This window comes from Actinomadura hibisca NBRC 15177, assembly GCF_001552635.1.
GTDB lineage: Bacteria > Actinomycetota > Actinomycetes > Streptosporangiales > Streptosporangiaceae > Spirillospora > Spirillospora hibisca.
The window spans coordinates 22672-49431 of record NZ_BCRO01000062.1; the positions used below are offsets into that span (position 1 = coordinate 22672).

19 protein-coding genes and 1 tRNA gene are annotated in these 26760 nt (G+C 69.7%); 15 read left to right on the forward strand and 5 right to left on the reverse strand.

Going from position 1 to position 26760, the window contains the following annotated elements:
- Positions 1-53: 53 nt before the first annotated feature.
- Positions 54-2777, forward strand: coding sequence for a glycoside hydrolase family 38 N-terminal domain-containing protein (locus AH6_RS27100; RefSeq protein ID WP_067485381.1), 2724 nt, complete (start codon positions 54-56; stop codon positions 2775-2777).
- 17 nt (positions 2778-2794) lie between these two features.
- Here the strand turns inward: AH6_RS27100 and ppgK are convergent, their stop codons facing one another.
- On the reverse strand, positions 2795-3556 hold the full coding sequence (gene ppgK, locus AH6_RS27105) for a polyphosphate--glucose phosphotransferase (protein ID WP_067485383.1): 762 nt from the start codon (positions 3554-3556) through the stop codon (positions 2795-2797).
- A gap of 175 nt (positions 3557-3731) precedes the next feature.
- On the opposite strand from ppgK, the gene sthA reads away from it, so the two are divergent.
- On the forward strand, positions 3732-5135 hold the full coding sequence (gene sthA, locus AH6_RS27110) for a Si-specific NAD(P)(+) transhydrogenase (RefSeq protein WP_067485386.1): 1404 nt from the start codon (positions 3732-3734) through the stop codon (positions 5133-5135).
- 4 nt (positions 5136-5139) lie between these two features.
- Here the strand turns inward: sthA and AH6_RS27115 are convergent, their stop codons facing one another.
- Positions 5140-5559, reverse strand: coding sequence for an SsgA family sporulation/cell division regulator (locus AH6_RS27115; protein WP_067485389.1), 420 nt, complete (start codon positions 5557-5559; stop codon positions 5140-5142).
- A gap of 321 nt (positions 5560-5880) precedes the next feature.
- On the opposite strand from AH6_RS27115, the gene AH6_RS27120 reads away from it, so the two are divergent.
- From AH6_RS27120 to AH6_RS27130, 3 genes are all read left to right on the forward strand, one after another.
- A complete protein-coding gene (locus AH6_RS27120) occupies positions 5881-6309 on the forward strand; it encodes a PGPGW domain-containing protein (RefSeq protein ID WP_067485392.1) in 429 nt (142 codons plus the stop codon).
- Positions 6310-6346: 37 nt separating this feature from the next.
- Complete coding sequence (locus AH6_RS27125; protein WP_067485395.1) at positions 6347-7372, forward strand: ABC-2 transporter permease; 1026 nt, start codon at positions 6347-6349, stop codon at positions 7370-7372.
- 83 nt (positions 7373-7455) lie between these two features.
- Positions 7456-7527, forward strand: a tRNA-Val gene (locus AH6_RS27130).
- A 457-nt stretch (positions 7528-7984) separates the two neighbouring features.
- On the opposite strand, the gene AH6_RS44135 is transcribed toward AH6_RS27130, so the two are convergent.
- Positions 7985-8449, reverse strand: a complete 465-nt coding sequence (locus AH6_RS44135; protein WP_157431745.1) for an ATP-binding protein — start codon at positions 8447-8449, stop codon at positions 7985-7987.
- A gap of 420 nt (positions 8450-8869) precedes the next feature.
- Between AH6_RS44135 and AH6_RS44140 the strand changes: the two genes are divergently transcribed.
- Positions 8870-10216, forward strand: coding sequence for an NsdA family TPR-like regulatory protein (locus tag AH6_RS44140; protein WP_157431746.1), 1347 nt, complete (start codon positions 8870-8872; stop codon positions 10214-10216).
- Here the strand turns inward: AH6_RS44140 and AH6_RS42810 are convergent.
- On the reverse strand, positions 10193-11023 hold the full coding sequence (locus tag AH6_RS42810) for an alpha/beta hydrolase (protein WP_218005941.1): 831 nt from the start codon (positions 11021-11023) through the stop codon (positions 10193-10195). The two genes, AH6_RS44140 and AH6_RS42810, sit on opposite strands and share 24 nt — an antisense overlap.
- 58 nt (positions 11024-11081) lie before the next feature.
- On the opposite strand from AH6_RS42810, the gene AH6_RS44145 reads away from it, so the two are divergent.
- Positions 11082-11492: a hypothetical protein gene (locus tag AH6_RS44145; RefSeq protein WP_157431747.1), complete on the forward strand. Its 411-nt coding sequence runs from the start codon at positions 11082-11084 to the stop codon at positions 11490-11492.
- Positions 11493-11502: 10 nt separating this feature from the next.
- On the opposite strand, the gene AH6_RS44150 is transcribed toward AH6_RS44145, so the two are convergent.
- The gene (locus tag AH6_RS44150) at positions 11503-11793 is read right to left on the reverse strand and encodes a hypothetical protein (RefSeq protein WP_157431748.1); all 291 of its coding nucleotides are present in this window, start codon (positions 11791-11793) and stop codon (positions 11503-11505) included.
- 185 nt (positions 11794-11978) lie between these two features.
- Between AH6_RS44150 and AH6_RS27140 the strand changes: the two genes are divergently transcribed.
- The 8 genes from AH6_RS27140 (at position 11979) to AH6_RS27175 (ending at position 26759) form a co-directional block, all read left to right on the forward strand.
- Positions 11979-14852, forward strand: a complete 2874-nt coding sequence (locus AH6_RS27140; protein ID WP_067485402.1) for an ATP-binding protein — start codon at positions 11979-11981, stop codon at positions 14850-14852.
- 252 nt (positions 14853-15104) lie between these two features.
- Positions 15105-17570 (forward strand): hypothetical protein, encoded by a 2466-nt coding sequence (locus AH6_RS27145; RefSeq protein WP_157431749.1) that lies wholly within the window; start codon positions 15105-15107, stop codon positions 17568-17570.
- Between the two features lie 14 nt (positions 17571-17584).
- The gene (locus tag AH6_RS27150; RefSeq protein WP_157431750.1) at positions 17585-18808 is read left to right on the forward strand and encodes a S8/S53 family peptidase; all 1224 of its coding nucleotides are present in this window, start codon (positions 17585-17587) and stop codon (positions 18806-18808) included.
- Positions 18809-18819: 11 nt separating this feature from the next.
- The gene (locus AH6_RS27155; protein ID WP_067485411.1) at positions 18820-20025 is read left to right on the forward strand and encodes a hypothetical protein; all 1206 of its coding nucleotides are present in this window, start codon (positions 18820-18822) and stop codon (positions 20023-20025) included.
- Between the two features lie 3 nt (positions 20026-20028).
- A complete protein-coding gene (locus AH6_RS27160; protein ID WP_067485414.1) occupies positions 20029-22527 on the forward strand; it encodes a S8 family serine peptidase in 2499 nt (832 codons plus the stop codon).
- A 135-nt stretch (positions 22528-22662) separates the two neighbouring features.
- Positions 22663-23502 carry an oxidoreductase gene (locus tag AH6_RS27165; protein ID WP_067485417.1) on the forward strand — a complete coding sequence of 280 codons (840 nt, stop codon included), beginning with the start codon at positions 22663-22665 and terminating at the stop codon, positions 23500-23502.
- Between the two features lie 187 nt (positions 23503-23689).
- Positions 23690-25819 carry a prealbumin-like fold domain-containing protein gene (locus AH6_RS27170; RefSeq protein ID WP_157431751.1) on the forward strand — a complete coding sequence of 710 codons (2130 nt, stop codon included), beginning with the start codon at positions 23690-23692 and terminating at the stop codon, positions 25817-25819.
- Between the two features lie 118 nt (positions 25820-25937).
- Complete coding sequence (locus AH6_RS27175) at positions 25938-26759, forward strand: SDR family oxidoreductase (protein WP_067485425.1); 822 nt, start codon at positions 25938-25940, stop codon at positions 26757-26759.
- Position 26760 lies beyond the last annotated feature (1 nt).

The window sequence follows — 26760 nt, forward strand, 5'->3', positions numbered from 1 at the left end:
CACGCCATCCCCTGTCCGGAGAGCGCCCCCAGCGACGCGGAGGTGATCGCGCTATGCGGCTGACCCCTGACCCCAACGGCACCGCTCCCATCGTGGTCGTCCCGCACACCCACTGGGACCGCGAGTGGTACCTCCCCTTCCAGCGGTTCCGGCTGCGCCTGGTCGCGCTGCTGGACGGTGTCCTCGACCGCATGGAGGCCGACCCGCGCTGGCACTTCACCCTGGACGGCCAGATGGCCGCCGTGGACGACTACCTGGAGATCCGCCCCGAGCGCCGCGACCGGCTGGCCGCCCTCGTGCGGTCGGGGCGGCTGGCGGTCGGGCCGTGGCAGATCCTGCACGACGAGTTCCTGTGCTCGGGCGAGACCATGGTCCGCAACCTGGAACTGGGCCTGCGCCGCGCCGCCGAGCTGGGCGCGGCGATGCCCGTCGGCTACCTGCCCGACCAGTTCGGGCACTGCGCGCAGACCCCGCAGATCCTGCGGCAGGCCGGGATCGTGCACGCGTGCGTCTGGCGGGGCGTCCCGGTGGCCGTGACCGGCACGGTGTTCGCGTGGGAGTCGCCGGACGGCAGCGCCGTCCGCACCCGCTACCTGCCCGAAGGCGGCTACGGCAACGCGGCCGCGCTGTTCGAGGACCCGGCGCTGCTGCCACGCCGCGCCGCCGACCTCGCCGAGCGGATGCGGGCCTGGCAGCCGGGCGGCGGCCCCGTCCTGGCGATGTACGGCTCCGACCACGCCGCGCCCGCCCCGGACCTCGCCGACCGCCTCGACGCGTCCGGCCTGCCCATGCGGCTGGACACCCTGGCGGGCTTCTTCGCGACCGAAAGCACCGACGTCACGGGCCTTCCGCGCATAAGGGGCGAACTGCGCTCACACGCCCGCGCCAACATCCTGCCGGGCGTGCTGTCGGCGCGAATGCCGCTGAAACAGGCCATGGGCCGCGCCGAACGTCTCGTCGAACGCTACGCCGAGCCCCTGGACGCGCTGTGGTGGTCGGGCTCGGCGCGGCGCTTCCTGGACATGGCCTGGCGACGCCTGGTCGAGGTGAGCTGCCACGACTCGGTGACCGGCTGCGGCAGCGACGAGACCGCCGAGCAGGTGGCCGCGCGGATGGCCGAGGCCGGGCAGCTCGGCCGGGCGGTGTGCGACCTGGTGACGTCGGGCCTGGCGGCGGCGGTCCCGGTGGACGGGCACCTGGTGTTCAATCCGAGCCCGGCGCGGCGCGCGGGCCTGGTCGTGCTGGACGTGCCGGGCGGCACCGCGCCGGTGGCGCTGCGGGACGCCTCGGGCGCGGTCCTGGCGGCGCAGACGCTGGAGTCGGCCCCGACCGTGCTGGACGACGCGGTGCACCCGGCCGCCGACCTGCCGCTGGTCCTGAGCCGGGTGTACGGGCGGGTGCTGTTCGGCCAGGAAGTACGCGCCTGGTCCGTAACCGACCAAACACTCACCTTCTACGTGACGAGTCGAGCCGAAGGCCCGTTCGACATCGCCGACGTGACAACAGCACTGCGCGACGCCCAAGGCGACTGGCGGGTGCGCATCCTGGCCGACCCCCGGCACACCGTGGCCGCGCTGGTAGCGGCCCCACCTCTGGGGATCACCTCCGTCCACCCCGACCCGACGGCCCTCGCACCCGAGATCACCGCTCCCGTCCGCGTCGAGGAAGGCGCGCTGGACAACGGCCTGCTGCGCGTGGAAGCACGCGGGGACGGCACGCTCGCCCTGCACACCCCCGACGGCCAGGTGATCGAGGGCCTGGCCCGCCTGGTGGACGGCGGCGACCTGGGCGACTCCTACAACTACGCCCCGCCCGCCCAAGACCGACTGATCGAAGCCCCCTTGACCGCCCGGCTGGAACCGGTCTGGAACGGCCCGCTGGTAGCGGCGTTCGACCTGGTGCGCACCTACCGCTGGCCCGCCGCCGGAGACCCGTTCGCCGACGCCCGCACGGCGGCTGAGGAAGAGATCGCGGTCACGACGCGCGTGGAGTTGCGAGCAGGCGAGCCGTTCCTCCGCCTGGGGCTCGCGTTCGACAACCGTTGCGCCGACCACCGGGTGCGGCTGCACCTGCCGCTGCCGCGCGAGGCGCACTCGTCGTTCGCCGAGGGCCAGTTCGCGGTGGTGGAGCGGGGCCTGAGCGCCGAGGGTGGCTTCGGGGAACGCCCACTACCGACCTTCCCGGCGTCGGGCTTCGCGGCGGCGGGCGGCCTGGCGGTGCTCCTGGAGCATTCGACGGAGTACGAGGTCGCGGACAACGAACTGGCGGTGACGCTCCTGCGCTCGATCGGCTACCTGTCCCGCGACCGCAACGCCTACCGCGACCAGCCCGCCGGACCGCAACTCCCCACCCCGACCGCGCAGTGCCGGGGCGAGTACACCATGGGCCTGGCCGTCATGCCGTACCCGGGCGCCCGGCCGGGCGACGAGGTACTGGCCGCCGCCGAGACGTACCAGCACGACCTGCTCACCTCGCCCGGCTACGGCCCGCGCGACGCCGCACTACCGCCCGCCCACGCGGGCCTGGAGCTGTCAGGACCGGGCGTGGTGCTGACGAGCCTGCGCGAACAAGACGGCTGGATCGAAGTACGCCTCGTAGCCGAACGGCCCGAACCGACAACGGCGGTGCTGCACGGCACGTTCAGCGAAGCGACCCGCGCCGACATACTGAGCCGCCCGACCGCGCCCCTGCCCGTCACGCAAGGCAAAACGACGGTGCCCCTACGCCCCTGGGAAATAGCGACCATCCGCCTACGCCTGACAACAACCCCAAACTGACCAGACGCCCAACCACGTCAGAGCGTCACGGTGGCCCGCCGCCCCGCCTCGTCGGCCGCCATCGCCGCGCCCACGATCCCCGCGTGGTTCACCAGCGCCGCCGGGACGATGGACGCCCGCACGCCCTCGATCAGCGGCAGGAACTTGTCGGCCTTCTTGCTCACCCCGCCGCCCACGATGAACAGCGACGGGGAGATCAGCGCCTCCAGCCGCACCAGGTACTCGCTCAGCCGCTCGGCCCACTTCTCCCAGCTCAGGTCATGGTCCTCGCGGGCCTTGGCCGACGCGCGGTGCTCGGCGTCCTTGCCCCGGATCTCCAGGTGCCCGAACTCGGTGTTGGGCAGCAGCACCCCGTCGGTGAACAGCGCGCTGCCGATCCCGGTGCCCAGCGTCAGCACCGCCACCGTGCCCCTCTGGCCGCGTCCCGCGCCCAGCCGCATCTCCGCGATCCCGGCGGCGTCGGCGTCGTTCAGCACGGTCACCGTCCGGCCGGTGGCCTCGGCGAACAGCGTGGCGGCGTCGGTGCCGATCCACGCCTTGTCCACGTTGGCCGCCGACAACGTCACCCCGTCGATCACCACACCGGGGTAGGTGACCCCCACCGGGCCGTCCCCGCCGAAGTGCGAGGTGATCTCCGCCAGCACCGCCGCCACGGCCGCGGGCGTGGCGGGTTGCGGGGTCTCGACGCGCAACCGGTCCGCGGTGAACTCCCCGGACGCCAGATCCACCGGCGCGCCCTTGATCCCCGACCCGCCGATATCGATACCGAGCATGTTCATGGCCTACCCTTGCCCGATCTCCGCGCGTCTAAAGGAACGGGCAAGTTCCGCCACCGGCACCGCACGGGCGAAACAACCGCGTACCGGGGCAAAGGCGCCCTCGATGCGCCACCGTCGGGAATCCGTCCCCGCCAGGCCCTTATGTGATCGCGCTCACGCCGCCAGACTGGAGGTCGTGAACGACTTCGACGTACTGGTGCTCGGGTCCGGGCCCGGCGGGCAGCGCGCGGCCATCGCCGCCGCCAAGCTCGGCCGCCGGGCCGCCGTCGTGGACCGCCGCAGCATGATCGGCGGGGTGTGCATCAACACCGGCACGATCCCGTCCAAGACGCTGCGCGAGGCGGTGCTCTACCTCACCGGCCTCAGCCAGCGGGAGTTGTACGGCCAGAGCTACCGGGTCAAGGAGGACATCACGGTCGCCGACCTGGGCCTGCGCACCCAGCACGTCATCGGCCGCGAGGTCGACGTGATCCGCAGCCAGCTCGCCCGCAACCGGGTGACCATGCTGCCCGGCCACGGCCGCTTCCTGGAACCGCACGTCGTGGGGGTCTCCGACGGCGGGGAACGCGAGCTGAAGGTCACCGCCGACAAGATCGTCATCGCCACCGGCACCCGGCCCGCCCGGCCCGACACCGTGGAGTTCGACGACCAGACCGTGATCGACTCCGACGGCATCATCCACCTGGAGCGCATCCCCGAGACCATGGTGGTGGTCGGCGCCGGGGTGATCGGCATCGAGTACGCCTCGATGTTCGCCGCCCTCGGCACCAAGGTCACCGTGGTGGAGCGGCGCGACCGCATGCTGGAGTTCGCCGACCTGGAGATCGTCGAGGCGCTCAAGTACCACCTGCGCGACCTCGCGGTGACCTTCCGGTTCCGCGAGACCGTCGCGTCGGTGGAACGCTACGCGCGCGGCGCGATGACGGTCCTGCAGAGCGGCAAGCGCATCCCCGCCGACACCGTCATGTACTCGGCCGGCCGCCAGGGCATGACCGACGACCTCGGCCTGGAGGCCGCCGGCCTGGCCGCCGACCACCGGGGCCGGATCAAGGTCGACGCCGACTACCGGACCGAGGTGCCGCACATCTACGCCGTCGGCGACGTGATCGGCTTCCCGTCGCTGGCGGCGACCTCCATGGAGCAGGGCCGGCTCGCGGCCCACCACGCCTGTGGTGAGCCGGTCGCCGAGATCCACGAACTCCAGCCGATCGGGATCTACACCATCCCCGAGATCAGCTTCGTCGGCCGGACCGAGGACGAGCTGACCGAGGCCAAGGTGCCCTTCGAGGTGGGGGTGTCGCGCTACCGCGAGCTGGCGCGCGGCCAGATCATCGGTGACTCCTACGGGATGTTGAAGCTCCTGGTGTCCCCCGAGGACCGCCGCCTGCTCGGCGTGCACGTCTTCGGGACCGGCGCCACCGAGCTGGTGCACATCGGGCAGACCGTGATGGGCTGCGGCGGCACCGTGGACTACCTGGTCAACGCCGTGTTCAACTACCCGACGCTCGCCGAGTCCTACAAGGTGGCGGCGCTGGACGCGATGAACAAGATGCGCCACCTGGCGCGGCTGAGCGAGTGAGCCGTCACGACTGCCAGAGCAGGTTCTCCAGCTCGGCGTCGATGTCGATGCACTCGCCCTCCTGCCCGGCCGGCACCGCCTGGTAGGTGCGGTGCAGGAAGTCGGCCAGGGGGGAGAGCGGCACCTCGAACAGCGCGTCGCCGAACGGCGAGGACAGCGCGATGTTGAGCGAGTCGTCGTCCTCGCCCTCGGCGGGCCAGACCTCCACGTCCCCGTCCCCGACCCGGCGCACGATCCCGACGGTGAGCAGCTCCCTGGCGAAGATCCACTCGACCGGTTCGTCGTCGCCCACGTAGAAGGCCATGCGGATGGCGTACGGGTCGTCGGCCGCGTACTCCAGACCGGCGAGCAGGGGGACGGTCGTGCGGTCGGGGACGACGAGACGGAGGCCCAGCTCGGCGGACACGGTGGTACTGCTGTTCATGGCCATTCCTTCAGACGTCGGTCCCGCTGGCGCGCGGGCGCTCCGGTAGGTGCTTCACTCCCTCTCACGGATGTCCCCGCGATCTATGACGCGTAACGGAGGGAAGTTGTGGGAACATTCCGCCGTCGGGCCAGTGTGTGATCTATCTCACAGAACGAAAAGTGCCCCCTGACCTGGGCAGAAGCGGACAATTGCCCTCCGCCGCCGGGGCTGGAAACCGCGTTCGCCGCGTGCCGCGCCCCGGGCTGTGCAAGGATCGCGGTGCCCCTATTGCCTGCCGAACCAGGCAATCTCGCCCCTTCCCTGGCATAGGGTAATTCCGTGGCGATAAACCATGAAGAGGAAATCCCCCCGGCCGAGGACCCCGGCCCGCTGAACCGGTTCCGCGAGCGCGTGCGGCGCAACCCCATGCTCAACACCGCCTGGCGGCTGGGCGTCTTCACCGTCGGCGCGACCGTCCTGGCCGGCGGGCTGGTGATGATGGTGGCCCCAGGCCCCGGCATCCTGGGCATCATCGTGGGCCTGGCGATCCTGGCGACCGAGTTCGCCTGGGCCCAGCGCGCGCTGCACCACGCCCGTCAGGCGGCCGAGCGCGCCAAGGAGAAGGCCCTCGACCCGCGCAAGAAGCGCCGCAACACGATCCTGGCCGTCCTCGGCGGGCTGCTGGCCGGGGCCGCGATGATCGCCTACCTGGCCGTCTACGACTTCCACCTGCCCTGGAACATCCAGGACTGGACCCCCTGGGCCTGACCACAACTGGCGACAGGCCATCACCTAACGTAGTGATATGCCTGTCGACCTGCGGAAACCGGCGCACGCCCGCCGCCGCACCGGCCGGGAACACTGGTCAGCGTTCCGCCGGTCACCGTTCGTCCCGGCGGTCGTGCTGCTGTTCATCCTGGCGGCGGCCGCCGGCCTGTTCGCGGGCTCCTACACGTACGCGCTGGCGAACCCAACCCCACGCCACATCTCGATAGCGGTGACCGGTGACCCACCCCACAACCTCTACCAAGCAATAGACCGCGAACTGAACGCCACCCTGGTCGTAAAGACCTACCCGACCTACCTACAAGCTCGCCAAGCAGTAGAAGAACAACGCGAGTTCGGAATCCTGACGAGCAACACCCTGGACGTGGCAGGCGCAGCCGGATCCTCCGTCGCCCGCCTCCTGACCCAAGCAGCCCACCAGGCGAACCCGACCCTGCGGATCCGCGACATCAAACCCCTCCAGCAGACCGACCCCCAGGGCCTGGCGATCTTCTACATCTCCCTGGCCGCCGTGATCATCGGCTTCGTGGGCGCGATCCAGCTGAGCGTGCACGCCAAGGAACTGAACGCCGGCGAACGAATAGCGTTCACCGCCGCCTACGCGGCCCTGGGCGCCCTGGCGATCGTCGCGGTCGTCGACTGGCTGCTGGGCGTCCTGAACCTGCCCCTCCCCGAATCATGGTTCATCCTGGCCCTGACGATGTTCACAAGCGGCATGGTCTTCACAATGTTCAACACCCTGGTGGGCCGCTGGGCCATGATCCCGACCTGGGGCCTGATGGTCCTACTGGGCAACCCGTCCTCAGGCGGCGCGGTCTCCTGGCCCCTACTGCCCTCGGCCCTGGGCTACCTGGGCCGCTGGCTGCCCCCGGGAGCATCGGTGAACGCCCAACACACCGCGATCTACTTCGGAGGCCACCAACACGCCCTCCCCTTCATAACCCTCTTCGCATGGGCCCTGCTCTCAACAGCTGTCTTCCTGATCTGGCGCCACCGCCACCCAGGCGGCCGAGACACGACCCCAGCCCACGCGGCGGCGGCCTGAACGCACGATGCACGAACACCGCCGAACATGCGCTAGAGTTCTCGATGTCGGGAACGCCGCAGGGCAGGACCGACAGACCACCGGGGCGATTAGCTCAGTGGGAGAGCGCTTCGTTCACACCGAAGAGGTCACTGGTTCGAACCCAGTATCGCCCACCCTGGTCAAACAGGCCGGATCCACAAGGATCCGGCCTTTTGCGTTCCCCGAGCGGCTGACCACTGCCCAAGCGCTGTGATCGACCTCGAAGAAGCTGCCGTCCACGACGGTGGCGGCTCTCTCCACCACCGGCCGAATCTGCTGCCGGTAGACTTTCTCGGTGGCGCCGGTCCCGTCGCGGCCTACCAGCCGGGAAATCTGCTCTAGCGTCACCCCGTTGTCGGACAAGACCGACACGAAGCTGTGCCGCATCTCCTGCGGCGTCCACCCCCGCTCACCAACCCACCCGGCCAATCACGCGCCGAGCCCCCGGCGCACGTCTCCGACCGTGGCCCGCCGCGCAGCCCCACCTGGCCATCTCCACGGCCTTCAGTACCGCCACCGCCTGGGCGAAGGGGGGCACCTGTTCGGCTTTGAGCGCCAGCCAGCGGTCCATTTCCGTTGACCGACCCTGAATCAATGCAACTCCGCCCACACCACTTTGCCGCCGCCTTGTGACGGGTGCCAGCCCCATTTTTCGCAGAAGGCACTCACCACAAACAGGCCCCGTCCTCTTTCTGAAACGAAGTCGGGCAACTGCGCAGCGGGTGGCGTATCACTCTTGTCCCACACTTCAATCAGCAACCGGCCTTCCTCGTAGGAAAGACTCAGTCGGATGATTGCCCCTTCGCCTTTCTTGGGCAGCACTGATTTGGTAGGCATTGCGCGCCCGCCGGTGATGGCGACCTCGGGAAGTTCCATTGAGCCGCCAGAATGCCTTACGCCGTTCGTCACTAGCTCAGTGGCCACTAGTTGTGCATTCATGACGAGTGAAGCAGCGCCCCACTTTGGAAAAATATCCTCGATGTGCCGCCTTGCCCAATAGGGAGCATCGGCGATTGCCGCCAAGGGAAGATTGCTGTGATACGTCCAGTCGCTCATCAGGAACCTACTAATTTCGCGGGGTGGAAGCAGGACCAACGCTGGAGCAGTGCTCGTTTGCACCAACAACGGGGATCGCTGGCGATGAACAGCGTTGGCCCTGCGGTATTACATGGCTGACGAGTCCCCTCCTGTGATTCAGTTCGTCAGCCATGCGTCTCATACGTTCAAGCTTCGGCTCAGGGGTGGCGACTTTTGATGCACGTCATGCGTAGCGCGCATGAGTTGGATGCATAGGTTTGTGTTATCTGACCTAGTAGCGTCGGTAGACTGGCTGTAGGCGAACCGCTGACAGCGAGACGAGGTCAGATCATGGAGTCGCTTCACCCTGGGCGTCACTGTCCCCAGTGCGGTTCCAAGCTGGCGCGCGATAATAATGCGCCGCTTTGCGCCACTTGCCAGCAAAGAAGCCGGGATGTCTTGTTCGGCGCGCCCGAAATGCCTGAGTGGTTTTGGGGAACCGCTGAAATGCGAGCCGCCCTGGTGACTCGCCACATGGGCAAAGTAGTGCGTGCTTTCCGCACCCATCCCTACCACGGTCGGCCGATCTCTCAAGCGGTAGCTGCCGGCTGGCTGTTCCTCACTCAGTCGCAGCTCAGCCGGATCGAAGGTAGTCCCACTGTCCAAAATATGGACAGACTTATTCAGATCGCGCATATCCTGCGGATTCCACCTGAACTACTCTGGTTCTCCCTGCCTGAAGAGGAAGCGCCAGAAGGTGACTCGGATATTTTCGCCGCCCCTGTGCCTCATGAAGACGATGAGTGGGAACGCATGAGTGAAATCCTGCGTCGTACTTTTTTGAAGCGTGGACTTGCGGCGGTGACATTGCCCGCTATCGGACTCGATGAACTCCGGCATGTAGCGGCAGCACTCACAGATGCGAGGCGTTACGCCGATGAGGAACTAGTAAGACACTTCGAGAGCCAGCTTGCCGACTGTGCAGCTAATGACCGAACGCGCGGCCCAAGGCAAAGCATCCCGATAGCCCTTGGCCTAGTGGCTGCTATCGAGGAGATTGCCAAGGAAGCCAAGCCGGAGATTCGCCGCGCCCTGCTTCGCGTCGGCGCGAAGGTGGCAGAATTTATCGGCTGGCTGCACCGCGATATTGCGATGCCTGAGCTGGCTGGCTACTGGCGTGATCGGGCAGTCGAATGGGCGCAAGCGTCGGGCGATCTTCCAATGCAAGGCTATGTGCTGCTGAAAAAGAGCCAAGCGGCTTGGGACGAACGTGATGCTCTGCGAATGCTCATCCTTGCCGAAGCGACTCAAGAAGGCCCCTGGCAGTTGCCGCTTCGTGTGCGAGCCGAAGCAGCTCAGCAAGAAGCACGCGGTCACGCGATGCTGAGCAAAGATATTTCGCTCGTTGAGCCGAAGATTGATCGCGCTCGGGAGCTGCTGGCCGAAGACGCAGAAAATTTCGACCTTGCCACGCACTATGATGCCGCCCTATTCGGCTTGCAGGTGGCTATCTGTTACACCGAAGTCGGACAGCCGACACGCGCCCTTGATATATATGAACGCTGGCTATCACCACAAGCCTTTTCACGGCGAGACTATGGCTACTTCCTGTCGCTCAAGAGTGGTACATTTCTTGCCGACCACTCACCGAACGATGCCGCTACTACTGGCCTCCAAGCGTTGACTCTGGCACGCGAAACAAATTCTGCTCGCACGCATCAGGAAGTCTTGCGGCTTGTTGGACAGTTGCAGCCATGGAGCAAGTTGGAAAGTGTGCGAGAGCTACGCCATGCCATGTTGGCGTAGCCAGTCGGCAATAGTGTGGATGGCTTCAGCTTGCCAGGCTTGGGTTTGAGGGTCGGCATACTGCGGGTCGTCATGTACTGCAATCCCATGTTGGGCACCGTCAATTTCGACCAGTCGAGCCTCACCGCCGAAGAGAGTGACCGCATCCCGTGAGGACTGCACCGGAATAAACGTGTCGCCAGTGCCATGCAGCAACAGGGTTGGTGCAGTGATATTGCCAAGTTCTTCGTGCGGCTTGATGTAGAATACTTCGTTGAGGAGTGCCCGCCCCAGTTTGAAGCTTGGCGAGTGAGTCACGAATCCTTGCGCCAGAAGTTCCCGTCCGGCTTCCTCGTTGATGTGCTCAGCATCCCAATACGGCTTGTCCAGAACGAACCGCTTTTTATAGTTGAGTAGCGGATTGATGAGCACCAGCCGACGAAGCATTGCGGGATGACGGGCCGCGAAGAAGGCGGCAATGCCACCACCGAAGCTTGCCCCAAGCACGTTGGCCTGCTCACTACTTGTTTCAGTGCAGACAAATTCCACCGCTGCCCGGACGTCGTTGGCAACACCTGCAATGGTCAGGTCTTCTTGCCGTCCCTCACTCTCACCGTGCCCCCTGAAGTCGAAGCGCAGTGAGGGCAAGCCAACCTCGGCCAGGCCCAGCGCCAGGCGGCCAAAGAAGCTGCCTTCTTCCCTGGTGACGCCACCGCCATGCACGAAGACAGTTGGCGCTCCCAGGGGTGTCTCAGGAGTGACGAGCGTTCCCCGGAGCTGGAGGCCGTCAGGAGAGCGGAAGGAGAGGGGGCGCTGTGAAGAGGTCACGGACGACAGCATACGCGTCGCGAGCATGACGCTCTATAATCATCTTGGGAGAGGCGACATGACAAAGAACATGCAAAACAAGGGGCGCAAGGCTTGGCTCATCACCTGGGAGTGGGTTGGTGACCACGCCAAGGTTCCTTCGAATGAAATTATCGCAGCTATTCTGAAGCCCCAGACTGGTGCAGATGCAGTGCGGCGTTTTGTTGAAGTCCTCTATGCCGCTCGGGAGTATGACCCTATAGACATGCTTCAATCACTTACCCACAACCCATATCCGGCAAGCTTCATGAAGATTGGCGTTGAAGTAGAAGGTGTGGGGGTGCGATATCCGAACTATGAGGGTGAGATTCAGTGTGGGCACAATCCGTACTTGCGTGCGCGCCTGGTGAATAATCTAAAACTGCGTGATGAGGACAATCCACAAGCGGGATTGATCTGGGGCGAGCGGCCCTTGCCCAAGATTTCTTAGCTGCTAGCGTTCACGTTTCATCGCGCCACGATCGCGAAGGATCTTCTTCACGCTGGTAGTGCCGATGCGATAGTGCCCAGCTAGGGTCTTTGATTGTTCCGCCGTTCAAGAATTCCTGGGCGAGCTTCATCATCTGGGAGTCTGTGAGGCGGTTGCCGAGCAACCGCGCACGAGGGTTACGTCCCTTGGCGTCCATCTCGGGATCATCGCCAGCGGTAGCAACTCGTCCGGTCTTGCCTGCTTGAGCAGCCACGCGATTCAGCTCATCCCTGACCACGCTTTTTGAGTAGCGCGTCAGCACCTCCACCCTGGTCAAACAGGGCGGATGCGCGAGGATCTGGCCTTTGGTGTTCTATGGGCCCTCCTCCTTGCCGGGAGTGGGGGCGGGGCTGTACAGCGGACGATCTTGAGGGTTACGCTGCCACCTGCGGTCGGCGGGTCGTGTCGGCCGCGGGTTACTGGGTTCGGTGAGCGGATGCGCGGCGCATGAGCGGGGACGGCCGCTCGGTCGTGGGGCAGGTCGTCTCGCCCCTGCTGGTGGGGCGGAGTGCCGAGCTTGCGCGGCTGGTGGGCGCGGTCCGGCGGCCCCCGGCGGTCGCGGTGGTCTCCGGTGAGGCCGGGATCGGCAAATCTCGGCTCGTGGCGGAGATGGCTGCGGGGCTGGAGCCCGAGGGTGTTCGGGTGCTCGTGGGAACGTGCCAGCGCATTCGGGAGCCGTTTCCGCTTGGGCCTGTTGTCGAGGCGTTGCGTCAGTCTGGTGCCGCGTTGGCGGGGACCGAGCTGTCGCGTGTCGCCGGGGCGCTTCGGCCGTTGCTGCCCGAGCTGGAGGATTTGCTGCCGCCCCAGCCGCAGCCGCTAGAGGATCGGGCTGCTGAGCGGCATCGTATTTTTCGCGGGCTTGTTGAGGTGCTGGCTGCGCTTGGGGCCACGGTTCTGGTGGTCGAGGACGCTCATTGGGCTGATGAGCAGACCCTTGAGTTTCTCGGGTATCTGTTGGCTGTTCCGCCGGCTGGGCTGTCGTTGGTGGTCACCTATCGGGGTGAGGATGCTGGGCCCGGGTTGCGGCAGATGACTGCGCGGCCTGCTGCGGAGGTCACGCGGGAGCGGTTGGAGTTGGCGCCGCTCAATGTTGAGCAGACTCGCGCCATGGCGCAGGCCATTTTGGGTGCTGAGCGCATTACTGAGGAGTTGGCTGCTTACCTGTGTGAGCGGGGGTCGGGGGTTCCGCTGGCCGTTCAGGAATTGCTGGCGTTGTTGCGTGAGCGTGGGACGTTGGCTTGGCGGCATGGGCGGTGGGCTCGTAAGGCCGTTGCGGAGCTGGATGTTCCTGTGCAGGTGCGGGACTCGGTTTTGGAGCGGGTTGCTCGGTTGACGGCAGAGGCTCGGGCTGTTGCTGAGGCTGCTGCTGTGCTTATGACGGGGGTTCCTGAGTCTGTCTTGCTGGCCACTGCGCGCGGTGGGGGGCCTGATGGGCTTGATGAGGCGGTTCGGGCTGGGCTGATTGTTGAGCGTGGGGGAGCTTTCGGTTTCCGGCACGCGCTTGCCGCGCAGGCGGTGTACGAGGATGTCCCTGGTGCTCGCCGCCGCGATTTGCACGGGCGTGCCGCTGACGCTGTGCAGCGTTTGGATCGGGTTCCGCTCGGTCGTCTGGCGCACCACTTGCGGGAGGCTGGGCGGCTGGCTGAGTGGGCCGCTGTGGCTGAGCGTGCTGCTGCTCAGGCGATTGAGCTCCGGGACGATGCTGAGGCTGTGCGGCTTTTGGAGAGCGTCCTGCGCGAGGCTGATTTGGCTCCGGTCCGTCGCGCTGAGCTGACCGCCATGATGGCCGTTGCGGCGCTGCGCGTCCTGCATGTGCCTGATCTGCGCGAAGCCTTCGCCCGTGCTCTCGACGCCGACCTGCCCGCCCCGCTGCGCGCCGAGCTCCAGTTCCGGCTCGGCCTCCACCTGGACGACACCGGCGAGCACCAGGACGAGAAGTGGTCGGCCATCCGTGGGGCGGTCGAAGACCTAGACGAACGTTCGGGTCTGGCCGCCTGGGCGATGCTCGCGCTCGGCATGCCCACCGAGCCCACCGATCACGATGTGGCTGAACGCGCCGGCTGGCTCGATCGTGCCCTTGCCACCGTGCCCGACATCGAGGACGTCTCCCAACGGCAGCTCGTGCTCGGCAAGGTCGCGATGGGCCGCGTGCTCACCGGCGATCGGCGCTGGACCGGCCTCGCCGACCAGCTCATCGCCGCCTCCGGCCCCGCCGACTGGCGGCTCGCGAACGCCTACTTCTCGCTCGGCCTGGGTGCCGGACACGCGGGCCACCATGCCCTGGCGCGCGAGTCGTTGCGGCGCGCGCTGGACGTCAGCGCCGACGTGGACGCCCCTGACGCGATGGACTACCGCAGCCGCGCCGCCCTGCTGGTGGTCTCCTATCTGCGCGGGGAGTGGGAGGGCCAGGCGGATGCCATTCCGGAGGTGCTCGACGGGCTCAGCAGCCGCAGCGAGCGGGTCATGGCCGAGGTCGTGGCGGTCTGCCTGGACCTGGCCGGTGGGAACCTCGACGGCGCGTCGGAACGGTTGCAGGCTCTTGCGACGACCGACGGCACGCTTCTGCCGCTCATCGTGGACGCGCTGCTGCGGCTGGCGGTCGCGCGCGGTGAAGCGGAGGACGCCCTCACGGACACGGCTGAATATGTCGAACTGTGGGAATCGCGCGGCATGTGGCCGATCGGCGTGCGAGCCGTCCCAGCGCTCACCGAAGCCATGCTCGCAGTCGGACGTGCGGATGACGCCGCCGCCTTGGTGGATCGCTACGCCGACGCTATGGACGGCATGGACGCCCCGCTAGTCGACTGCGCCCTACCGCACGCGCGCGGGCTCCTAGCGTCCGCCGAAGGCAAATGGACGCGGGCGACGGGGGAGTTCACCGCAGCGGCTGCTGCCTACGACAAACTGCCCGCGCCCTACGAGGCCGCTCGCGCGCGCGAGCAGGCAGCCGGAACCCTCCACGCCGCCGACGATCCGGATGCGGCAACCATGCTGGCGGCCGCCATTCATGCCTATGAGCAACTGGGCGCTCGGTGGGATCTCGAACGGGCGGCGCGGACGGCCCGGCAATGGGGCGTCGAGGTCGCGCCGCGCCCGCAGTCCCGGCGCGGCCCGCGCGGTTACGGGCCCACGCTCTCGCCTAGGGAACGGGAGGTCGCCGAGCTGGCGGCCACCGGTCTGACCAATCGCGACATCGCAAACGAGCTGTTCGTCTCGCCGAAGACGGTGGAGAAGCATCTTGCTTCGGCGCTGCGCAAGCTCGGCCTGCGTTCGCGCACCGCGCTGGCCGCCCACCTGAGCGCCGCAGCCCGCGAGGCGTAGGGGACCCCCACCGGTTTGCGGGACCCGTAGTGATTTCCCGCCGGGATCCCCTGCTCCCAAATGGGTGATCCTCCCCATGGTTCGAGGGTCCGGTAGGCCGCGACGCTGGCGTCATGTCCGATTCTCACCTCCCGGAGCCGGATCAGCCGGAGCAGCCGGACGATCCCGAGGCCGACGAGCCGGGAGCCGACGACGCCGGATGGGTCGACGCATGACGCCCGCCGGACGCCACTCCCCCCTACAGGAGGACCTGTGCCCAGATTTCGCATGACGGCAGCGCTGGCGAGGACACGACGCAGGCGCGGGGTCGCGGTGGGCGCGGCCCTGGTGCTCGCCGCGACGGGGGCCACCGCCGGAACCGCCTCGGCCGGTCCGGTCCCCGCGCCGAAACCGGCGCTGAACGTGACGCCCCAGCCCGTCACGGCCCCCGCCAAGGCACCGGCCAAGGGCGCCCGGATCGTGGACAGCTCCACCGTCACGCTGGTGACCGGCGACCGCTTCCGCGTGGACGTGGCCAGCGACGGTTCCCAGCAGGCCAGCCCCCTGTCCGGCGACCGCTCCGGCGGCACCTTCGCCCAGTACACCTTCGCGGGCGACACCTACGTCATCCCGGCGGAGGCCGCCCCCTACGTCGGACGGACGCTCGACACCCGCCTGTTCAACGTCGGCTACCTCATGCGGGCCAAGCTCGACGACAAGCACACCAAGACGCTGCCCGTGCAGGTCAAGGCGAGCGCGGCGAAGGCCGAGGCGCTCCCCGCCACGAGCGTCACCACGACGGCGGGCGGCGGCACGGTCCGCGCCAAGGTCACCAAGAAGGACGCCGCCGGATTCGGCAAGCTGCTGGCCGAGAACTGGCGCGAGAAGGGCGCGGCCACCGACGCGCTGCCCGGTGTCACCAAGGTCGCGCTGGCCGCCCCGTCCGGCGCGCCCAAGCCGCCCCCGGACCCTGCGACGGCCCAGCCCCTGTCGGCGAAGGCGGCCACCGCCGCGACCGGCAAGAGCCCCCGCTACCGCAACCTGACGATCGACTCCATCGGCCTGGACGGCAAGCCCGGCGTCATGGTCGGCTTCGCCCACAACGTGGACGACGGCCGCCTCGCCAGCTTCGGCCTCGCCTACCCCGGCACCGGCAAGAAGACCTTCAGCGTGCCCGAGGGCACCTACAGCATCGAGGTCAGCGTCTTCACCGGGCCCGCCGACGACCTGTCCACCAAGGCGGCGCTGGTCATCCAGCCGGAGGTCACGGTCAGCCGCGACACCAGCGTCACGCTGGACGCCCGCCAGGCCGTCCCCTACAAGACGGCCCTGGCGAACCCGCCGAAGGCCGACATGCCGCGCATCGACTTCCTGTCGTTCGCCCGCGACAGCGTCGCCGGTGACCAGGTCGGCATCCTGCCGAACGGGCTGGGCGCGCTCCTGGGCTTCTACAACATGCGTCTCGGCTCGGCCTCCTACACCGGCTACAACGAGCTGCGCGTCACCCCCACCCGCCCGGTCACCAAGGGCAAGCTGCACTACCTGGCGATGACGTCGCTCAGCGTGGGGACCGAGGAGGACCCCGGGGCGGGCTCCCACTACGACCTGCTCTTCCCGGCCGAGGGCTCGGTGCCCGCGACGCAGTCCCGCACGGTCGCCCAGGCGGACCTGACGACGCTGCGCTCGAAGCTGCGCAACCCCGCCTCGGACTACGAGATGGAGAAGCCGAAGGGCCTCTACAACATCGCCTACCTGCCGTGGACGTTCGCGCCGACCGGCATTCCGGGGAGCGTGCCCACCGGGGACCGCACCGACTACCTGTACAGCAGCACGCCCGACCAGGTGCTCTGGGAGCACGCCTTCGTCGCGGGCAAGGGCGAGCGCCTGCTCGGCGAGCGCCGGACGTTGCGCCCCGGCCAGGTCGTCGAGCTGGACTGGAACGGCGGGCCGGACGTGCCGTCCTCCGCCGCGCAGTACGTGCAGACGGACGGCTTCCTGTTCATGGGCGAGTCGGGCGGGGCCAGCCAGATCGACGCCCGCTCGCAGGTGTGCGCGGCGTGCCGCCAGGGCGACATCGCCACGGTGTTCCTGCGGCACGGCGCAGACTCCGACCCGCTGAGCTACGCCTACGCCGAGACCAGCCGCCTGCGGTTCTTCCGCGACGGCGCCCTCGCCTACACCACCGAGTCCGAGGGGCTCACGCTCACGCCGGACCCGGCGGACCTGCCGCTGCTGCCGCGCCCCGCGGAGTACCGGATGGTCTGGGACGTGAACAGCCCGGACGCGCCCGGCACCTCCAGCACCACCGACTGGACGTTCCGGTCGGCGCCCGGCGGCACGGCGGCGACCCTGCCGAAGACCACGTCCTGCTCGCCGGACGCGTCCCAGAAGTGCGCGTTCCTGCCGATGTTGTTCGTCAACCACACGCTGAAGCTGGACGGGAACTCCGAGGCCCCGGCCGGAAAGCCCTTCGACATCGGGTTCCGGGTGTCGCACCAGCAGTACCAGGCCGCCCCCAAGGGCGTCACCGCGACGGTGCAGGTGTCCTACGACGACGGTGAGAGCTGGTCGGAGCCGGTGAGCGCCGCCGCGCGCGCCGACGGCACGTTCGGCGCCGAGATCAAGCACCCGGAGTACAAGGAGACCGCCCGCTGGGTGTCGTTGCGGGTCACCGCCCGCGACGGCGACGGCAGCGCGGTGACGCAGACCAACATCCGCGCCTACCGGCTCAACGGCTGAGCGGGAGAGCAGACATGCGAGATTCCAGAATGAAGGCGGCCGTGCTGGCGGCGGCCGTGGCGCTGGCGGCCCTGCTGCCGGTCTCGGCCTCGGCGGCGTCGCCGACCGGAGCACCGGTCGCGGCCACGGCCAACGCGCCCAAGCCGGCCAAGCGCCCGGTGTGCACCGACAAGGACGCCAGGGCGGACTGCGTCCTCAAGGCCGTCCCCACCAAGGTCGTCAAGAAGGCCGGCACCACGGAGATGCCGACCAACGCGCTGAACGCCGCGCAGCTCCAGGACGCCTACAAGCTGCCCAGCGACCTGCTCGGCGGCGGCCGCACGATCGCCGTGGTGTCGCCGTTCGGCAACTCCCTCGCCGAGGAGGACCTGAACGCCTACCGGACCGCCAACGGCCTGCACCCCTGCGACGCGGAGTTCCCCTGCCTCCGCAAGATCGACCAGCGCGGCGGGACGACCCCGCCGCCCGCCGTCCCGGGTTGGGGCCTGTACGGCGCGGTCGGGCTCGACATGGCCTCGGCCGCCTGCCCGAACTGCAAGCTCCTGCTGGTCGAGGCCGACGACGACACCCTCGCCAACCAGGGCGAGGCCGTCGACGAGGCCGTGCGGCAGGGCGCCGACGCGGTCGTCGTGATGCAGTCCTGGACCGGCGAGTACGAGGGCCAGCAGGCCCTGGCCAAGCACTTCGACCACCCGGGGGTGGCGATCGTCGCCTCGTCCGGCAGCTCGGGCTTCAACGGGACCGGCCAGCAGGCCCTGCCCGCCGCCTACCCCACGGTCGTGGCGGTGGCCGGGACCGAGCTGTTCCGCGACCCCGCGACCCCGCGCGGCTGGTCCGAGCGCGTGTGGCGGCACACCAGCTCGGGCTGCTCGGTCTACGCCGCCCGGCCGTCCTGGCAGGCCAAGGGCTCCTGCGGCAACCGCCGCACGGTGGCCGACGTGGCCGCCGTCGCCTCGGACCTGACGCCCGTCCTGGTCTACGACACCTCCTCCAGCGGCTGGGTGCGGGTGTCCGGCCCGCCGGTGGCGTCCGCGCTGATCTCCGGGGTGTACGGGCTGGCGGGCAACACCGCGCGCACCAAGGCGCCGTCCCGGCCCTACAGCAGCCCCCAGCGCCACCTGTTCGACATCACCACCGGCACCAACGGCTACTGCGGGGACGGCTACCTGTGCACCGCCGGGCGGCGTTACGACGCCCCCAGCGGCATGGGCGCCCCCAACGGCACCGGCGCCTTCTAGGAGTGCACACCATGCGATTCCCCCCACGCATCCCCCTACGCGCGGCGGCGACGGCCGCGGGCCTGACCGCCCTGCTCACCGGCCTGATCACCACCGGCGGCGCGGCCCCGGCCAGCGCCGGGTGCGCCCCGACCTGGAAGACCGTCCCCGTCCCGGCCAACAACGTCGACCTGGTGGACGTCGAGGCGCTGGCGCCCAACGACGTCCGGTTCACCGGCAACGTCGACACCGGCAGCACCGCGCTGCTGGGCTGGAACGGCAAGTCGATCACCCCGGCCCGCGGGCAGATCCCGCAGTCGCCGCTGCACGACCGGTTCCTGGTGGGCCACGGCTCCTACAGCTCGGCCACCAGCGGCTGGATCAAGACCGAGCCCAAGGCCACCTGGCCCAACATCGCCGACACCCTCGCCCGCTGGGACGGCACCCGCTGGACCACGACGCCCGGCGCGGTCTCGCCCGACCCCGAGAAGGCCCCGGCCCGCGCGAACGACGTGGTCACCCTGGCGCCGAACGTCGCCTACGCCGCGGGCGGCATGCGCGGGCAGGGCGGCTTCATCCAGCGCTGGGACGGCACCGAGTGGAAGGCGGTCGACCACCCGGCGGCCGCGCGCCAGGGAGCGGAACTGTTCCGGATCGCGGCGTCCTCGGCCAGCGACGTCTGGGCCGTCGGCATGCAGCGCGCGGAGGACGGCACGACGCGCGTGCCGCTGGTCCTGCACTACGACGGGACGCGGTGGCGCGACGTCGAGGTGCCGTCCTTCGCCACGCCCGGCATGCCCGACGCGCTCGCCACGACGGTCGTGACGAACGGGCCCAACGACGTCTGGGTGGGCGCCCGGCGCGGCGTCTACTCCGACCCCAACACCAACACGCCGCTGCTGGCGCACTGGGACGGCAAGGAGTGGACCACCGTGGCGGGCACCGCCGCGACCGGCAACGGCCAGATCGAGGCCCTGCACGTCGCCGGACCGCGCGACGTGTGGGCGGTCGTCAGCCCCAACCTGACGCACTGGGACGGCAAGGAGTGGAAGGTCGTCACCCCCCAGGGCGCGCAGCCCGACGACCTCACCTACGTCTACCGCGCCATCGACGGCACCGGCCCCAACGACGTCTGGGCCGTCGGTGTCTACATCTACGGCGAAGAGTCGAACATCCCCGGCCAGCCGTACGCGCGGGTGCGCGCCGTGGCCGCCCACCTGAGCTGCGAGGGGCGCTGACCCATGCGATTCACGAAGAGGACGGCGGCGCTCGCCACCACCGTGGCGTGCGCGCTGTCGATGGTGACCGGCGCGATGGCGCCCGCCGGCGCCGCCCAGGCCGCCCCCGCGGCCAAACCGAAGATCGACCAGGAGGTGCTCTCGGCGTACGCCAAGAGCGACAAGACCGACATCTGGGTGCGGCTGGCGGACCGGGCGGACCTGTCGAAGGCGCGCAAGGTCAGGGGCCGCGCCGAGCGCGGGCGTGAGGTCGTCGACGAGCTGAAGGCCACCGCCGAACGGTCCCAGGAGCCGGTCCGCAAGGCCCTGCGCAAGGCCGGGCTGTCCGGCCGCTCCTACTGGGCGGTCAACACGATCCACGTGCGCGGCGTCTCCGAGAAGGAGGCGCGCGAGCTGGCGGCGATGCCCGGCGTGGCCGAGATCCGCCAGTCCCGGACCTACAAGGTGCAGCAGCCGGTCGCGTCCAGGGAGGCGACCGCCGCGGCGGGCCTGGCCTGGGGCCTGTCCAACATCCGCGCCGACCAGGTGTGGGAGAAGACCGGGCGGCGCGGCGAGGACGTCGTCATCGCCAACGTGGACACCGGCGTGCAGTACGACCACCCGGCGCTGATCCGGCAGTACCGGGGCGCGGGCGCGGACGGCACCTTCAGCCACGACTACAACTGGTTCGACCCCTCCGGCCTGTGCCGCAACAAGCTGCCCTGCGACAACAACCAGCACGGCACCCACACCATGGGCACGATGGTCGGCGACGACGGCAAGGGCAACCAGATCGGCGTCGCCCCCGGCGCCAGGTGGATCGCCGCCAAGGGCTGCGAGAGCTCCAGCTGCTCGGACGCCAACCTGCTGGCCGCCTCCGAGTGGATGCTCGCGCCCACCGACCGCGACGGCCGCAACCCCGACCCGGCGCGGCGGCCCGACATCGTGAACAACTCCTGGGGCACCCCGCCCTCCAACGACCCGGTGTTCGAGGACGTCCAGCAGGCGTGGGCGGCCGCGGGGATCATGGGCGTCTGGGCCAACGGCAACGAGGGCCCGGCGTGCGCGACCTCCGGCGCCCCCGGCAGCCGCACCCTGAACTACTCGGTCGGCGCCTACGACGCCCAGAACAAGGTCGCCTCGTTCTCCAGCCGGGGATCGGGCCAGGACGGGGAGATCAAGCCCAACATCTCCGCGCCCGGCGTGGCGATCCGCTCGGCGGTGCCCGGCGGCGGCTACAACGAGCTGGACGGCACCTCGATGGCCACCCCGCACGTCGCCGGGGCCGTCGCGCTGCTGTGGTCGGCGCGGCCGGAGTACGCCCACGACCTGGCGGGGACCCGGGCGCTGCTCGACGTCTCGGCCATCGACACCGCCGACGACCAGTGCGGCGGCACGCCCGCCGACAACAACGTCTACGGCGAGGGCCGCCTCGACGCGCTCGCGCTGGTCGAGACCGGCACCGCCGGGCTGGGCTCGGTGTCGGGCACCGTCACCGCCGACGGCAAGCCCGTGCCCGGCGCGACCGTCACCGTCAAGGGCCCGGTGAACCGCAGCTTCACCACCGGCGCCGACGGCGCGTACGCGCTGCGGCTGACGGCGGGCGACTACACCGTCACCACGAGCGCGTTCGGCTACCAGACGGCCACCGCCACCCTCACCCTGCCGAAGAACGGGACGATCACCCGGGACATCACGCTGACCCCGACCGAGCGGGTCGCCGTCACCGGCAAGGTCACCGACGGCTCCGGCCGCGGCGTGGCGCTGCCCGCGAAGATCACCGCCAAGGACGGCCAGGGCCACACCTGGTCCACCTCCACCGACGACGGCGACTACACCCTGCCGCTGCTGCCGGACCTGGCCTACACCCTCACCTACACCTCGACCGAACCCGGCTACGACCCGGCGACCCGCCAGATCACCCTCACCGACAAGGGCCAGCGCGTCGACGTGGCCCTCACCGTGAACCTCGCCTGCACGGCCCGCGGCTACAAGGTGGTCCGCAATGGCGTCACCGAGGAGTTCGGCCGCAACGGGCGGCCCCGGGACTGGGAGGTCACCAACGTCGACCTGAACATCCCCAACTACACGCACAAGCCGGGCTGGGAGTTCGGCGACCCGGGCAAGCGCGGCAACCGGACCGGCGGCAGCGGCGGCTTCGCGATCGTCGACTCCCGCAAGTCGGGCGCCGGGCACGTCCAGAACACCTACCTGACCAGCCCGCGCTACGACCTGCGCGGCCGGAGCAAGGCCACGATCGAGTTCGCCCAGGACCTGGAACCGGCCGTCAACTCGACGACCGGCGTGGACCTGAGCGTGGACGGCGGCCGGACGTGGACGACGATCTGGTCCGCGAAGGGCTTCCCCGGCGCGAAGGGCCCGGCTGCCAAGGTGCTCCCGGTCCCGCAGGCGGCGGGCAAGTCCGACGTGCGCTACCGCCTGTACTACCGGGGCCAGAACTCCGGCTGGTGGGCGGTCGACAACGCGTTCGCCGGCGACCGCACCTGCACTCCCGCGACCTGATCCGACACCCGACCCGTTGAGGGGCGCCCGGCCGATCGCCGGGCGCCCCTCGCCGTATTCCCGTTGCCCCGCGCCCGGCCAAGCATGATCATTAGGGGGTCCGCGCACGCACCGTCCGGCAAGGGAGCCGACAGGATGACCGCGACCCCCCGCACCTGGTTGATCACCGGTGGCTCGTCCGGCCTGGGCAGGGCCGTCGCCACGGCCGCGCTGGAGGCCGGTGACACCGTCGTGTCCGCCGACCGCCACCCGGCCCGCTTCGCCGACCTGGCCGACGCCCATCCGGGACGCGGCTCCGCCACCTTCCTGGACGTCACCGACATCGGCGGCGTCCCCGCCGTGGTGGCCGAGACCGTCGAACGGCACGGCCGGATCGACGTGCTGGTCAACGCCGCCGGACGCGGCCTGATCGGCGCGGCCGAGGAGACCGGCGACGCCGAGCTGCGCGACCTGATGGACCTGCACTTCTTCGGCCCCGCCGAGCTGAGCCGCGCCGTGCTGCCGCACATGCGCGCCCAGGGCTCGGGGACCATCGTGCAGATCAGCAGCATGGGCGGCCGCATGTCGTTCGCGGGCGTCCCGGCCTACTCGGCGACCAAGTTCGCCCTGGAGGGCTGGTCCGAGGCGCTGGCCCGCGAGGTCGAGACGTTCGGGATCAGGGTGCTCATCGTCGAGCCCGGCGCGTTCCGCACCGGGTTCGCGGCGGGCGGCACGCTGCGACGCAGCACGCCGATCCCCGCCTACGCCCCGATCGTCGAGCCGGTCTGGCAGGCCAACCTCGACAGCCACGGCGGCCAGCCGGGCGACCCCGCCAAGGCCGCCGCCGCCCTGCTGGCCGTGCTGGAAGCCGACCGGCCGCCGCTGCGCCTGCCGCTGGGCAACGACGCCACCGACGCGATCCTCGCCAACCTGGACGACACCCGCCAGGACGTGCTGGCCTGGGAAAAACTGAGCCGCAGCACCGACTTCGCCTGACAGGCGTGTCCGTCTCCGCCAGGAGAGCGTTCTGGCGTGGGCCATCTGTTTGATCCCCGAGCGTAATCGGTGGCGGTGGCGGTGGCGGTGAAGGGCTCGCTCGTGGGCGGGTAAACGGCTCCACTGAAGATCGCTAAGTTCGGCGGGGGAGGCGGGCGGGCGGCGGGCGCGGGGACACGCTGCGGTCATGCCAAGAAGGTTGATCTGCCTGTTGATGACGTTCGCGCTGATGGCGGGACTGATGCAAGGAACCGGTTCGGCCGCGCCTCCTGCGCCACCCGCGCCCCCGGCGGCCGCGCCGGCGCGGGCCGGTGCGGCGGCGAAGGCGCTACGGGCGCCGGGCGATCTGAAGGTCACCTTCGCGGCGCGCGAGTGCCCCGAGTACACCGACATCATGGCCAACCTGGCGCGGAACGACATCCAGGAGTCGCTCCGCGACCTCGGCAAGGACACCGTCTACACCAGCGGCCAGCCCGTCGACCCCGCCATCGAGGAGCCCAACCACCCCAACTGCGACCCGCTGGTGGGCTGGAAGTTCCAGTGGGGGACCGGCGTCAACGGCAAGAAGGACCTGCTGAGCCTCGTCAGCGGCGCGGGCGCGCAGACGCCGGCGACGAAGGGCTCGACGCCGTTGCTGGACAAGAACGGCGCGCCGACCGGCCGGTCGCTGGCGGGGGCGGTCACCGTCACGCTGAACGACCAGCAGCGGCAGTGGTTGTCGCAGGGACGGCTCTGGGCGCAGGGCGGCACCGTGTCCGACCCGCTGCTGAACGGCGTGTTCGGGCGGGGCACCTACGGGTTCGGCGCGCTGCGCTGCGCGGTCGACAACCTCAACGGCGACAACGTCGAGACCGTGGCGTTCCCGTCGGGCTACACGCACGTGTTCTGCTACTACTACGCGGTGACGCCGCCGCCCGGCGCGGGCAAGATCGTCGTGCGGAAGCGGGTGGAGGGCGGCGGCGACCAGGACCACACCTTCGACTTCAACGGCAACGTCTCCTACAACCCCGGCGGCGCGTTCGACGTGACGGCCGCGCCGGGCAAGCCCGGTGAGGTCGTCTTCAACCGCGGGGAGACCCGCCCGCAGGACGAGCCGTGGGACTTCACCGAGGAGGTGCCGCCCGGCTGGAAGCTGGGCTCGGTCACCTGCGACTCGGCCAACAACAACAGCGGCACCACCGTCAGCGGCGCGCGCGTCGAGGTGACGCTCGCCGCCGGGGACACCGTCACCTGCACCTACGTGGACAAGCGCGTGTTCGCCAACGGCATCTCGGTCTACAAGCGGACCGAGGGCGGCGTCGGCGGCCCGTTCGCCTTCCAGACGACCCCGATCGGCCTCACCGGGCCCGGCTCGGTGACCACCGATGACGAGGACGACCCCAAGCTGGCCGGAGTGGTCGAGAACGCCCCCGCCGGCACCTACACCATCCGGGAGACCCTGCCCGCGCCCACGCGCATGGGCCGGTGGGTTCCGGCGGGGGTCGAGTGCGTGGACGTGAAACAGAAGACCTCGCCGGTGCGCACCGTCGTCATGCGGACGGCCGCGGTCGAGCACACCGTCACGCTGACCGACAAGCCGGTGAACTGCGTGTTCACCAACAGGTTCGAGCCGACCGGTGAGCTGCGGATCGAGAAGTACACCGTGGGCGGCTACGGCCGCGCCGACTTCCAGGTCCGTTCGACGGTCCCGGAACTGGCCGCCTCCCAACGCGAACGCGGTCCCATCCGGAAGAGCGTGACCACCTCGGCGGGCGACAACCCCGCGGCGACCGCCCTCACCGGCCTTCCGCTGGGCCGCTACTTCGTCACCGAGCTCCGCCGCTCCGACCCGAACGGCACCTGGCGGCTCACGGGCATCGTCTGCGACGGCCGCGCCATCCCGCTCGGATCGGCCACGGCCGGGCTGAACCTCACGGCGAGCTCGCCCAACCACACCTGCCGGTTCACCGACCGGTTCACCCCGCGGGCGCAGCTCCGCCTGGAGAAGCTCATCCGCGACCCGCAGGGAGTGCGCACCGGCGCGGTCGCCATCACCGCGTCCTGCCGGGACGGGCACCGCACCCGCCTGACGGTCAAGCCGGGCCGCTCCGGTCTGGTCCGCCTGGGCAAGCCGCTGATCCTGCCGACGGCGACCACCTGCCGCGTCCAGGAGACGGCCGACGGCGCCCGCGGCCCGGCCAAGGTGACCACGCGTCACCAGGTCGGCGGCGGCAAGGCCCGCTCGGGACGCACGGTCGAGGTCAAGGTCGGCGGCTCCCGCAGCGCGACGGTCCGCTTCACCAACACCTACTGGGCCGCCCTCGGCGTCAGCAAGTGACGCCGACCGCCTGACCCGTGGGCCGCCGGTGCCGGAAGGCACCGGCGGCCCACGGGTCCACCAGAGGACATATGCTGATCCAATCAGTGATTGACAATCGATTGACGAGGTGAGTGCGATGGGGACGTTCGCGGTGACCGGATCCGCCTCGGGCATGGGCGCGGCGACGGCCCGGACGCTCGCGGAGGCCGGGCACGACGTCATCGGCGTGGATCTGCGGGACGCCGACGTCCAGGCCGACCTGGGGTCGGCCGAAGGGCGTGCCCGCGCCGTCGAGGAGGTCCTCGCGCGGTGCGGCGGGCGGCTCGACGGGGTCGCCGCGATCGCCGGGGTCGGGCCGAACATGCCGGACCCCGCCGCCGTCATCTCGATCAACTACTTCGGCCCGGTGGAACTGCTGGCCGGGCTGCGTCCCGCGCTCGCCGCCTCCGGGGCGGGGCGCGCGGTGGTCATCTCCTCCAACTCCGCCAGCACCGTCCCGCTGATCGACGACCGGCTCGCCGCGCTGGCGCTCGGCGGGGACGAGGAGGCGGCCCGGGAGCGCGCCGGGCAGGCCGTGCCGCCGCCGGAGCTCGCCGCGAGCGCGCCGAGCATCACCGCCTACGCGACCTCCAAGCTGGCCCTGGCGCACTGGGTGCGGCGCACCGCCGTCACCCCCGACTGGGCGCGCCGGGGCATCCTGCTCAACGCGATCGCGCCCGGCGCGGTGCTCACCCCGCTGATGACCGGCTCCACCGGCGGCGCGGCCGAACTGGACGCCGACGAGTTCCCGACGCCGATGCCGCTCGGCGTCTTCGGCCAGCCGGAGGACATCGCCTTCTGGGTGCACCAGTTCCTCAAGCCCGAGGCGCGCTTCACCACCGGCGCCGTGCTGTACGTGGACGGCGGCACCGACGCGGCCATGCGCCCCGACGGCTACCCCACCGCCATGACGTTCTGAT

Excerpts from the sequence above, each read along its gene's own strand:
- AH6_RS27175 (WP_067485425.1), top strand. The coding sequence starts at position 25,938 with ATGGGGACGTTCGCGGTGACCGGATCCGCCTCGGGCATGGGCGCGGCG.
- AH6_RS44135 (WP_157431745.1), bottom strand. The coding sequence starts at position 8,449 with ATGAGCGACTGGACGTATCACAGCAATCTTCCCTTGGCGGCAATCGCC.
- AH6_RS27125 (WP_067485395.1), top strand. The coding sequence starts at position 6,347 with ATGCCTGTCGACCTGCGGAAACCGGCGCACGCCCGCCGCCGCACCGGC.
- AH6_RS27170 (WP_157431751.1), top strand. The coding sequence starts at position 23,690 with ATGCCAAGAAGGTTGATCTGCCTGTTGATGACGTTCGCGCTGATGGCG.
- AH6_RS27155 (WP_067485411.1), top strand. The coding sequence starts at position 18,820 with ATGCGATTCCCCCCACGCATCCCCCTACGCGCGGCGGCGACGGCCGCG.
- AH6_RS27150 (WP_157431750.1), top strand. The coding sequence starts at position 17,585 with ATGCGAGATTCCAGAATGAAGGCGGCCGTGCTGGCGGCGGCCGTGGCG.
- AH6_RS27160 (WP_067485414.1), top strand. The coding sequence starts at position 20,029 with ATGCGATTCACGAAGAGGACGGCGGCGCTCGCCACCACCGTGGCGTGC.
- AH6_RS27100 (WP_067485381.1), top strand. The coding sequence starts at position 54 with ATGCGGCTGACCCCTGACCCCAACGGCACCGCTCCCATCGTGGTCGTC.
- ppgK (WP_067485383.1), bottom strand. The coding sequence starts at position 3,556 with ATGAACATGCTCGGTATCGATATCGGCGGGTCGGGGATCAAGGGCGCG.
- AH6_RS27165 (WP_067485417.1), top strand. The coding sequence starts at position 22,663 with ATGACCGCGACCCCCCGCACCTGGTTGATCACCGGTGGCTCGTCCGGC.
- AH6_RS27140 (WP_067485402.1), top strand. The coding sequence starts at position 11,979 with ATGAGCGGGGACGGCCGCTCGGTCGTGGGGCAGGTCGTCTCGCCCCTG.
- AH6_RS27115 (WP_067485389.1), bottom strand. The coding sequence starts at position 5,559 with ATGAACAGCAGTACCACCGTGTCCGCCGAGCTGGGCCTCCGTCTCGTC.
- AH6_RS44145 (WP_157431747.1), top strand. The coding sequence starts at position 11,082 with ATGACAAAGAACATGCAAAACAAGGGGCGCAAGGCTTGGCTCATCACC.